Genomic DNA, 1,160 nt, shown 5'->3' with positions numbered 1-1,160 from the left:
ACAAACACAAAAAAGAAGGCTTTCCCCATAGGGAGGAACCGGATCCGTCAACAAGATATTCAGCCCTGGCCTATCGGCGGGCCGAATACTTAGTTATTGTAGCACGTTTTTATTTATTCAAGTGTTTTTTTCCTTTCTCTTATTAGCATAAAACTCATAATTAAAATAATGCTTATTCCGATTACTAATAAACCGTATTTGAATAGTCCTGTTAGAAAAAATGTCAGGAAGCTACCATAACGACCTTTTTCAGATTTTTGAACGAGTTCAGTTATGATGCTAGAATTCTCTAATAAGAAATAAAGGACAATACAGAATAAGCTAATTATGTATATTTTTATGATTTTTAAATTTCTTTTATTCATCACTTATTTCAGATTATCAAAAAATTCAGTTGGGTTTGTAATATATAAATGTGCTTTTGAAATTTTTAATAATTCCGCCAATTCTCTAATATTTGGATTGCATAGATTTCCATTTTCGTCCATTAAAATCCAATCATTTCTATCGCATAATTCCAGCATTGAATTTAAGAAATTCAGTTTTGAATCTCTCAAATCAGTCCGAAATCTAAAATCTTCTATAAAATTCTCCTTTTCGTTAAAGTCAATACTCAAATCGTGGTCAACTTCTCCGTTTTCGATTTTCCAACTTTCGTTATTCCACGAAGCTCTTGGAATAATTTTGTCAATTTCGTTTCTTAATTCCGCAATATTAATTTGAATTCCTTTCCACCATTTTGTTGAAATCGCATCTTCAAATTCAGGTTCAGTAGCATCATTCAGTTCCACGTCATAATTTTCCCAATACTTTTCCCATTCAGCGTGTTTTATTTCAAGCTGTTTTGGAATTCCGCCATATTTTGTTTCAATCGACTTTCTTGGAAGTACAAATGTTAGAAATTGATATGTTGCCATTGGGTTTTCTTAAATGTGCTACAACGGTTTGCGCATATGGTTTGTGGCGAGCAAAAATGCGCTAATTTTTCGATTAAGGTTTTACGTTTCTAAAAATACAAAAACTTTGGATTTGGTAATAATTCCGCCATAAACTATATGCGTTGTTGAACGAATCCTCCCTACCGGTCGGAAGCTTTGTCGTGTTCAAAATACGTTTTACTTAAATTTATGCAATCTTAAAAAACAATGTAATGTATAAAA

At 32.0% G+C, this 1,160-nt stretch carries 1 protein-coding gene; it reads right to left on the bottom strand.

Going from position 1 to position 1,160, the window contains the following annotated elements; translation table 11 throughout:
• Positions 1–368: 368 nt before the first annotated feature.
• Positions 369–917 carry a hypothetical protein gene (locus D0S24_RS20890; protein WP_117021790.1) on the bottom strand — a complete coding sequence of 183 codons (549 nt, stop codon included), beginning with the start codon at positions 915–917 and terminating at the stop codon, positions 369–371.
• Positions 918–1,160 lie beyond the last annotated feature (243 nt).

This window comes from Arenibacter sp. P308M17 (genome assembly GCF_003426735.1).
Lineage (GTDB): Bacteria > Bacteroidota > Bacteroidia > Flavobacteriales > Flavobacteriaceae > Arenibacter.
Note: the sequence above shows the minus strand (reverse complement) of the source record. Positions and strands in the feature narration are given on the sequence as shown.

Coding starts and splice junctions, on each gene's coding strand:
- D0S24_RS20890 (WP_117021790.1), bottom strand. CDS start 917: ATGGCAACATATCAATTTCTAACATTTGTACTTCCAAGAAAGTCGATT.